Source organism: Pseudomonas sp. PS02290 (assembly GCF_029960075.1).
Classification (GTDB): domain Bacteria; phylum Pseudomonadota; class Gammaproteobacteria; order Pseudomonadales; family Pseudomonadaceae; genus Aquipseudomonas.
Map to the genome: position 1 here is coordinate 1 of NZ_JASCOY010000143.1, position 9154 is coordinate 9154.

Below are 9154 nucleotides of genomic sequence, written 5' to 3' on the forward strand. Positions count from 1 at the left end.
ACGCAGACGACGCGGAGTGGGCCGAGCGGCATGGATGCCGCGAGAGCGCCGCTAGGACATGGATGTCCGTTCGGCGCGGGCCCACGGAGCGTCGTCGGAGTGAGGGTATTCCGACGAAGGAGGAACCTAACCAAGAGCAAGCACCCTTGGTTACTTGGGGGGCTTTTCCAAGTAACTCGCCGAAGGCGAAATGCCCGCCGTTAGGCGGGTCCCCGGATCTGGACCTGAGTGAAGTAGTCCCGCCGATAAGCGGGACCCAAGAGTAAGAAAATCCCACGGAACCCCCGTCATCCTTGACGATCTAGTGCTTGCAGCCCCATCAGGATATCGCCATGTTCCAGTTCTTCGAGCAACTCAGCACACGGATCGCGGCGCCATTCGCCGGCGAAAGCAAGCGCAACAGCAAGGTCTGGCAGTGCCATTGCGGGCAGTCGGTGTTTTTCCGCAACAGCCAGTGCCTGGCGTGTTCGGCGGCCCTGGGTTATCTGCCCGAGCAGAGCAAAATCGCCGCGCTGGAACCGGGCCCCGAAGCGCAAACCTGGCGTCTCAGCGACGAGCCCCAGGCCGGGCTCTACCGTCGTTGCGCCAATCTGGACACCGCGGCGGCCTGCAACTGGATATTCCCGGCGCTGAACGCCGGCGACTTCTGCATCGCCTGTAGCCTCAACAAGACCATCCCTGACCTGTCCGTGCCGGAAAACCCCGAGCGCTGGGGCAAGATCGAGACCGCCAAGCGTCGGCTGGTGGCGCAGTTGATCACCCTCGGCCTTCAGGTCATCCCGAAAAGCGTGGATGAAGAGCGCGGGCTGGCCTTCGAATTCCTCGGCGTCGACCTGGAAGGCAACCTGCCCACGACCGGCCACGCCAGTGGCTTGATCACCCTCAACGTGGAAGAAGCGGACGACGCCATTCGTGAGAAGGTTCGCGTGCAGATGCACGAACCCTACCGCACGCTGCTTGGACACTTCCGTCATGAAGTGGGGCATTACTACTGGGATCGCCTGATCGCCGACACTTACTGGCAGGACGGATTCCGCAACCTGTTCGGCGATGACCGTGCCAGCTACGCCGACGCCCTTGATCATCACTACCAGAACGGCGCGCCGGCCGACTGGCAGCAGAGTTTCGTCAGCGCCTACGCGACCATGCACACATGGGAAGACTGGGCCGAAACCTGGGCGCATTACCTGCACATGATGGACGCCGTCGACACCGCACTCAGCCTGGGCATGAGCGCTCGGGACATGGACCTCGACTACCAGCCGTTCCCCCTGGAAACCTTGTACGACCCTCAGCATCCGGGCGGGCCGGCGTTCCTGGCGTTCGTCAATGCGTGGATCGAACTGGCCGGCATGCTCAACGAGTTGTCCCGCGCCATGGGGCAGGCGGATTTCTATCCGTTCGTGTTGCCGCCAGCCGTCATCACCAAGCTGCATTTCATCCATTTGGTCATACAGGGCGCGGGCGGCAAGGCCGATGAGGTCCTGCAAGTGCAGTAACCACTCATGTGAGTGCGTGAAAAAAAGCGATCCGTACGAAGCGGTGAAAGGGATTCACCGCTTGTCCGCGACACCTGCACACCGCAAAAAGCGGTGCTATTTTCCCTATACATATCGTTTTGATACTACTGGCGAAGCGGTTGGCGAAGCGGTCTAGAAGGGATTTCAGTTATGGCCACCAGTGCTCCATTGCCTAAAAACGAGCGTTCCCGGCTTTCACGCATCACCCACATGGGGCTCATCGATGCGACGGCTGACGATGTGCTCGACCACATCGTCTCGATGGTGACCCATTATTTCCAGGTCCCCATCGCCCTCGTTTCCATCGTCAGTGAGCACCGCCAGTGGTTTCGGGCACGGGCAGGCCTTGAAGAGCGCGAGACGCCGCGCGATATCGCTTTCTGTGCCTACACCATCCTCAGCCATGAGGCGTTTCAGGTTCCTGACGCGATGCTTGACGCGCGCTTCAGCGATAACCCGCTAGTGACCGGGGAGCCCCACATCCGCTTTTATGCCGGCGTGCCCTTGGTGACCGCCGATGGTCTTGCCCTCGGCACGCTGTGCATCATTGACACCACGCCCCGGCCGCAACTTGATCCGCGCGACCAGGCCATGCTGGAAATGTACGGCGAGTTGGTGATGAAGCGCCTTAATAACCTGCGCAGTGCCAGCTTCGTCGATCAGCCCACGGGTTTGTTCAATCGCCTGCGTCTTGAGGAGGATCTGGAGGCGTTGCACGATCGCCGCAAATACGCGCTGGTCGCGCTGGACATGGTCGCACCGGCGTTCCTCGACAGCATCGTCAAGGCGCTGGGCTACAGCTTTGCCCAGGAGCTGGTGCGCTGCATGATCGATAACTGCCGCAGCCAGTTGCCTGCCGACACCGCGCTGTACAAAGTCAGCCCTACGCGCATCGCGCTGATCACCCGTCATGCCCGCCCCGAGCAGGCCGAGAGGGTGTTTCGCCAGTTGCTCGAGCATTTTCGGCAGCCGCTGATCTGCCGCAATATTCCCATTCAGATGGACGTCGGCATCGGTGTGCTGCCATTGGGCCTGGACCGCTGCGATGAGCGCGACTGGATTCGGCTGGTGGTCAGCGCGGCGGACGAAGCCCGGGGTAAATCGACGGGCTGGCGCTGGTATGAGCCTCATCTTGACTTCGCCCAGCAACGAGCCTTTCTACTATTGGCCGCGCTGGCCGAGGCGGTGCGCAGCCCGGATCAACTGTCGCTGGTGTATCAGCCGAGGCTGGAAGTGGCGACCGGCCGCATCGTGACCGTCGAAGCGCTGCTGCGTTGGCAACATCCCATGCTGGGCCCGATCAGCCCAATGGAATTCATTCCCTTGGCGGAAAAGACCGCGCTGATTCGCTCCCTCAGCCTGTGGGTGCTGAAAAAAGCTGTTGCTCAAGCGGCGATCTGGCAGGCCCAGGGCTATGCCTTCAAAGTGGCGATGAACGTATCGGCGATCGACCTCGCGAACTCATCGTTCAGCGACGCGCTGTTCGAGCACTTGTCAGTCAGCGGTCTTGACCCGAGCGGCTTCGAGCTTGAATTCACCGAAAGCGCCCTGTGCGACAACCCTGAAGTGACCCGCCTGCAGCTGGAGCGCCTGCGTGGATTGAACATCGACATCGCCATCGATGACTTCGGCACCGGTTACAGCAACTGGACCTACCTGCGGCAACTGCCGGCCACCACGGTCAAGCTCGACAAGTCGCTGGTGGAAAACATCGACAGCAATGACAAGGACCGCGGCCTGGTGGAAGCCATCGTCGACCTGGCAAAGCGCCTTGGTTATCGCGTCGTCGCGGAAGGCGCGGAAACCGAAGGCGTCTACGAAATCCTCTGCGAACTGGGCTGCCACGAAGTGCAAGGCTTCCTCGTCGCGCGACCCATGACCGTCACCGCCCTAGAGCACTGGATGAACGTCGAGCGCCGCCGCAAGGTTCGGCAGTTGCGATCACTGACCCATTGAGCGTTACAGCGTAAGCAGCATCAACCGCTCAAAGCTGGCGTAAGCCGCATCGCTTTCGGGCAAATCCTGCCAACCCAGCGCCAGGTACAGCTGGCGCGCCGGGTGATTGCCGGCCTCCACGGCCAGCATCAATTGCTCCGTGTCTGGCCATAACGCTCGCGCCAACCCCGGCAGCGCGCGCAGGGATCGCTTGCCGAGTCCCAACCCCTGAAACCATTTATCAATCATCAGCGCGTGCAATGTGGTGGTGATGCGCGAGCGGTCACGTGCCCAATCCGGCAGCAGCGACCTGCGCTTGAGGACGAAAAAGCCCCGGGGGATGTCGTCGATGAGCAGCACGAAGCCTTGCCGGTCGACGACGGGACGTGCAGTAAGCGTGTGCAGACCGCCGTGGATGTCGCCGACGTGGCGGATCTGCTCGGGCAGCAGCTCGATCTCCAGCAACTGGCGCTGTTGCGTGGGGGAGAGGGATTCGTATGGGGTGAGCGCGAAGTGCATCGATGATTCCTGTGTCTTGCGCCCCGGCGGGGCCGGGCAGGGGGCGAGCCACTTGCTGGAGGGAGGTGAAAATGCAGGCGCCATTGTGCCGCATTCGGCCCCTCAGTTGCCTCATCGCTCAGGCGGCGAGGGGCTGATGACGCTCAAAATCTTAATCTGAAACAAGAGGTTGTAACTTCGCGCGAGACCGGTACAATGGCGCGGCTCGCCACTGGCGAGCGTCGTTATGGTGACCCCATCGGTCCCCCCGCAACGATTACCCGTGAACCTGGTCAGAGCCGGAAGGCAGCAGCCACAGCGGGAACATTGTGTGCCGGGGTGTGGCTGGTGGGGTTGCCTCCATAACGAACTCTTGTCGCAATGACGAGTGTGATCATCAGCATCTCTCCTGGCTCGATCCTTTCAACTTTCTCAAACCTGTCACCGTCTTGCTCGCAAAATGCTGCGTGGCTTAACGTTGTCATTTTCTTATCGCGTGCCTGACCTGATATCGCGGTCTACGGTGGAAACCCTGGCTGCGGATCTGGCGCAATGACGTCAAAGCCATAAGCCAGCCACCCCGACAGACCCAAATAAATCTGCCCTCCATTTGGATCAATACGATAGTCTTCGCACCATTGTCGATACGGACACCTGACTGGAACGCGATTGATGGCCCCTGATGACTATCTGGTAATGAGCAGCGCGGAGTGGGCGGGGCTGCGCGCCAGTACGCCATTGACGTTGTCCGAAGAAGACCTCGCCGCATTGCGAGGCGTGAATGAGGACATCTCGCTGGAGGATGTCGCCAACATCTACCTGCCGTTGTCGCGCCTGATCAATCTGCATGTCAGTGCTGCACGCAACCTCGACAGCATCAAGGACACCTTTCTCGGACGCCCTGCCAAACGTCAGACCTATGTGGTGGCGGTGGCGGGCAGCGTCGCGGTCGGCAAAAGCACCTTCGCCCGTGTGCTGCAGGCGCTGATGGCGCGCTGGCCGGATCATCCCCGGGTGGATCTGATTACCACCGACGGCTTTCTGCACCCCAACGCTCGGCTCGTCGCCGATGGCATCATGCACCGCAAGGGTTTTCCGGAAAGCTACGATCGCAAGCGCATGGTCAAGTTTCTCTCGGACCTGAAGGCCGGCACGCCGGAAATCACCGCCCCGGTCTATTCCCACATCAGCTACGACATCGTCCCGGACCAGTTCTTCAAGGTCAGCCAGCCCGACATCCTGATTTTTGAAGGGCTGAATGTGTTGCAGACCGAGGGCAATGACGGGCAGAAGCCGGGCAGCATCGTCTCGGACTTCTTCGATTTCTCGATCTATCTGGACGCCGAAGAAGGTGACATCGAGCGCTGGTACGTTGAGCGCTTTCTGATGCTGCAACGCACCGCGTTTCGCGCGCGAGGCGCCTACTTCCGCGAGCTGGCCGACCTGCCGCCGGAGAAATCCCCTGATGCGGCGCGCAAAATCTGGCACGACATCAACCGTCCCAATCTGCTGGAAAACATCCTGCCGACCCGCGAGCGCGCCAGCCTTGTGGTGCGTAAGGCGTCGGATCATTCGGTGAAGGAATTGTGGCTACGCTGATGAGGAAGTCCATCGCGGCCGCGTCGGCGTTATTCGCGTTGTGCGTCAGCGCTGGCGCTCTGGCGGACGGCAACAAGTTGCTGCTTGAATGCCAGGACGGGATCAGCAGCATGAGCGGCGCCGTGGCGCAGAACGGCGTGGGTGTCGGCCATTGCGTCGGGGTGCTGCAAGCGACGATGGACACCCTGGACCTGTTCCACGAAGCGGGCGGATTGCCCCGACTGGTGTGCGTGCCCGAGGGCGGTATTCCGATGATTCAGTCGATGCGCATCATTGTGCAGTCCTTGCAGGCGCATCCCGAGAGTCTGCATCTGAATGAGTCCGTGCTGGTCGTCGCGGCGTTGAAAAACGCGTTTCCCTGCCAGTAACCCTCACGTTTTGCGCTAGCCTTTGCTTGATCCAGACGAGATGCTCCGGGTCGACCTGTGCCGCCGCGTCTGCGACGGCCTTCAGCAAGGATGCCGACGATGCGGATCAACGCACTGATTGTGTTACTGCTTACCGGTCTCGTGGCCGCGACATACGGTTTCGGGATTTACCTCTTTGCCCAACTGGTGCCGGACATGCGCGCCAGCCTGGGCTTCGATATCGCCTACGTGGGCACCATCACCGCAGCGGGGCAGGCCGGGTTTCTCGCCAGTGCGTTGCTGGCGGCATGGCTGACGCCTCGTGTTGGCGGCGGTTGGGTGATTTTCGGATCGGGCGCCGTGTGTGCGCTGGCCTTGCTCTTTATGCCCCTGGCACAGAACGTGGTGCTGATCGGTCTGCTGCTTACGGTTCTGGCCGGCACGGCGGCAACGGTATTCGTGCCGATGGTCGACGTGATCGCGCGCGCCGTGCCCTACAAATACCGCGGCATGGCCATGGGGCTGGTGTCGAGCGGCACCAGTTACGGCGTGTTCATCAACAGCCTGCTGGTGCCGTTTTATGCGCCCCAGGGCGAGTGGCGCACGGTGTGGTGGATCGTTGGGCTGATCACGGTCGTGCTGGCCGTCAGCGTGTTTCTGGTCTTCAAACGTGCGCTGCTCTTTATGCGCAACGACGAAAGTGCCAGTGATGGCGCGCCACGTGGAGGCGTTCTGCGTGAGGCGCTGCAGGGCTGGGTGTACGCAGTCTGGTCGATGAATTTTCTGATCGGCTTCTCGACCTTTCCGTTTCAGAACTACCTGTCGTCCTACTTGCGCACAGAGCTGCATTTCGGCGTCGAGTACACCGCGCAGATCTGGGCCAGCATCGGTTTCGTCGGCATGTTCAGCGGCCTGGCGTTGGGCGCGTTGTCGGACCGCATCGGTCTGCGCGCGGCGATGCTGCTGGTGTACGTCTGCGTGGCGACGGCGGCGTTGATTCTGGTCATCGCGCCGACCGGCTACTGGCCGCTCGTGGCGGGCGTCGTGTTCGCCGTGGCCTTCTACCCGATCTTCGGACTGATCCCGGCGTACGTGTCGAAGATGGCGTCCCGTGCGGCGCTGGCCGTGACCATCTTCGGCATCGCCAACATCATGCAAGGCGTCGGCGGCATGCTTGGCAATTACTGCGCCGGGCTATTGGCGAGCGTCAGCGGTTCGTTCGTTGCGGTGTATGGGGTGATTGCGGGGGTCGCGGTGGTGCTGGCGGTGCTTACGGTTTGCTTGCCGAACGAGCCCGGCGGTCGGCAGGCGGCTTGATTACACATAAGATCAGCCCACCTGCCAGCGATGGTTGCGCGCCTGGCTACACTGGAACTGGCTACACCGGAAACTGCAGCGCGTTGCTCAGATCACCCATCGGCGTCTGACCCCGTGCGGCCATGGCGTTGTCGCGCTCGGTCAATCCTTCCAGTTTCTCCAGACCATGCACCCGCGTAATCAGACGCAGGATCGAGGCGGTGTCGTACACCGTGTGGTCGACCGTGCCCTTGCGCGCGAACGGTGAGATGACAATCGCCGGCACCCGCGTGCCCGGTCCCCAGCGGTCGCCCTTCGGTGGCGCAACGTGGTCCCACCAGCCGCCGTTTTCATCGACAGTGATGACGATCACCATGTTCTTCCACTGCGGGCTGTTGCGCAGGACTTTGATGGCGCGATCGATATGTCGATCACCCGCAGCCACGTCGGCGTAACCGGCGTGCATGTTGAGGTTGCCTTGGGGTTTGTAGAAGGTCACCGCGGGCAGCTTGCCGGCCTCGGCGTCGGCGAGGAATTTATTGGTGCTGGATTCATCCCCCAAGCCGCCGTCGCGCAGACGCTTGTGGCGCTCGCCCGGGTTTTCCGGCCCTTGCTGTTTGAAGTAGTTGAACGGCTGGTGGTGGTACTGGAAATTCGGAATCTTCGGAATGCCGGTCGAATCCTTATACTCGTCCAGCGTCACCTGCCAGGCGCCGGCGTACCAGGCCCAGTCGACGTTCTTCTTCGACAGCTTGTCGCCGATGTGGTCATGGGTTTGCGGCACCAGCACGTTAGCCAGCCCCGGCTGCGAATAATCCGGTTTCTCCTTGTCCCGCAGCCAGGTCGGCCAGTAGGGCGGGGCCATGGTGTTGACGCCATAACCGTCCGGCGTCAACGCGCTCGGGCCGAATTGCGGCGGGCCGGTCATGGCGCTGGCGGGTGATTTCTCCAGCGGTTTGAGCCGGTAGTCCAGCGGATCGCTGCTTTCCAGCACGGCGATCTGTGACTTGGCGGGGGAGTTCACCGCGTCCGGGTAGAAGGGCGCCCGGGCCGAGATCAGGTACTGGTGGTTGAGAAACGAACCGCCGAAAGCGCCCTGGAAGAAGTTGTCGCAGAGCACGAACTCTTTGGCGACGTCCCACAGGCGCAGGGAATATTGGGTCTGGGCGTAGTAGCCCATGGTCAGACCGCCGGAATCCGCCCAGGCGACGAAGGCGTCGTTCTTGCCGCCGTTGATCTGCATCTGGTTCTGATAGAACACGTGCCACAGGTCGCGGGTGACGACGCCCAGTGGCAGGTCTTCGCCGCTCGGGCCTTTGAGGGGGAAGGGCGCGTTGGGCAGGTTTTCCTGGTACTGCACGCCCGTCGCGTAGGTGACGCCGTCGACGCTTTGCGGGCCGATCTGGCAGACGCCACCCCAGCACTGCGGCAGGGTGTCGAGGACCTTGCCGTCACGGTCGCGCTGGCGGTATTGCTCGGCTTTCACGGCTGAAAGAGGGTGCTCAACGCCCGGGAAATTGGCGAACAGGTTATTAAAGCTGCGGTTCTCGCCGTAGATCACCACGATGGTTTTGATGTTGTCCTGCAGCGCTTTGTCCAGCGCCGGGCCGGTCAACAGGGTGTCGGTCGCAGGCTGGCCTTCAGGGGCTGCTTCGGCCGCGCCCACCACACCGCTGAGGGTCGCGCCGGCGCCCAGTACCGCGACGCCACCGAGGAAGCGTCGACGGCTGCCATCCACCGGTGTCTGAGGGGCCGAAGCCTGTGCGGGTTCTTCCGGTTTCTTGGTCATGGCGGGCGCTCGCAGGTCGAGTTGTTACAACATGTGTCGCCGGAGCCTAGCGAGGGAATATGACGGGATTGCTACAGCGATAGGCGACATCAAATTTGTGGTGTGCCACCTAATGCCTTCCCGGCTAAAGCCGGTCCCACTGAGTGCGCGCGATCTTTTAGTGGGACCGG

At 61.8% G+C, this 9154-nt stretch carries 7 protein-coding genes and 1 other RNA gene; 6 read left to right on the forward strand and 2 right to left on the reverse strand.

What is annotated here, in order from left to right; translation table 11 throughout:
• The first annotated feature begins 332 nt into the window (after nucleotides 1–332).
• Together QMX88_RS27630 and QMX88_RS27635 are read left to right on the forward strand one after the other, a co-directional pair.
• On the forward strand, nucleotides 333–1499 hold the full coding sequence (locus QMX88_RS27630; RefSeq protein WP_282373430.1) for a zinc-binding metallopeptidase family protein: 1167 nt from the start codon (nucleotides 333–335) through the stop codon (nucleotides 1497–1499).
• A gap of 171 nt (nucleotides 1500–1670) precedes the next feature.
• The gene (locus QMX88_RS27635) at nucleotides 1671–3476 is read left to right on the forward strand and encodes a putative bifunctional diguanylate cyclase/phosphodiesterase (RefSeq protein ID WP_282373431.1); all 1806 of its coding nucleotides are present in this window, start codon (nucleotides 1671–1673) and stop codon (nucleotides 3474–3476) included.
• Nucleotides 3477–3479: 3 nt separating this feature from the next.
• On the opposite strand, the gene QMX88_RS27640 is transcribed toward QMX88_RS27635, so the two are convergent.
• Nucleotides 3480–3974, reverse strand: a complete 495-nt coding sequence (locus QMX88_RS27640; RefSeq protein WP_282373433.1) for a GNAT family N-acetyltransferase — start codon at nucleotides 3972–3974, stop codon at nucleotides 3480–3482.
• A 236-nt stretch (nucleotides 3975–4210) separates the two neighbouring features.
• Between QMX88_RS27640 and ffs the strand changes: the two genes are divergently transcribed.
• From ffs to QMX88_RS27660, 4 genes are all read left to right on the forward strand, one after another.
• Nucleotides 4211–4307: signal recognition particle sRNA small type (gene ffs / locus QMX88_RS27645), an RNA gene on the forward strand.
• 318 nt (nucleotides 4308–4625) lie between these two features.
• Nucleotides 4626–5552, forward strand: coding sequence for a type I pantothenate kinase (gene coaA / locus QMX88_RS27650; RefSeq protein ID WP_074889248.1), 927 nt, complete (start codon nucleotides 4626–4628; stop codon nucleotides 5550–5552).
• Nucleotides 5552–5920, forward strand: coding sequence for a Rap1a/Tai family immunity protein (locus QMX88_RS27655; RefSeq protein WP_282373434.1), 369 nt, complete (start codon nucleotides 5552–5554; stop codon nucleotides 5918–5920). The genes coaA and QMX88_RS27655 overlap by 1 nt, the downstream gene beginning before the upstream one ends.
• Nucleotides 5921–6019: 99 nt before the next feature.
• Complete coding sequence (locus QMX88_RS27660; RefSeq protein WP_282373436.1) at nucleotides 6020–7216, forward strand: MFS transporter; 1197 nt, start codon at nucleotides 6020–6022, stop codon at nucleotides 7214–7216.
• A 61-nt stretch (nucleotides 7217–7277) separates the two neighbouring features.
• On the opposite strand, the gene acpA is transcribed toward QMX88_RS27660, so the two are convergent.
• Entirely contained in the window at nucleotides 7278–8984 is a 1707-nt protein-coding gene (gene acpA / locus QMX88_RS27665) for an acid phosphatase (RefSeq protein ID WP_282373437.1), read from the reverse strand.
• Between the last annotated feature and the right edge of the window lie 170 nt (nucleotides 8985–9154).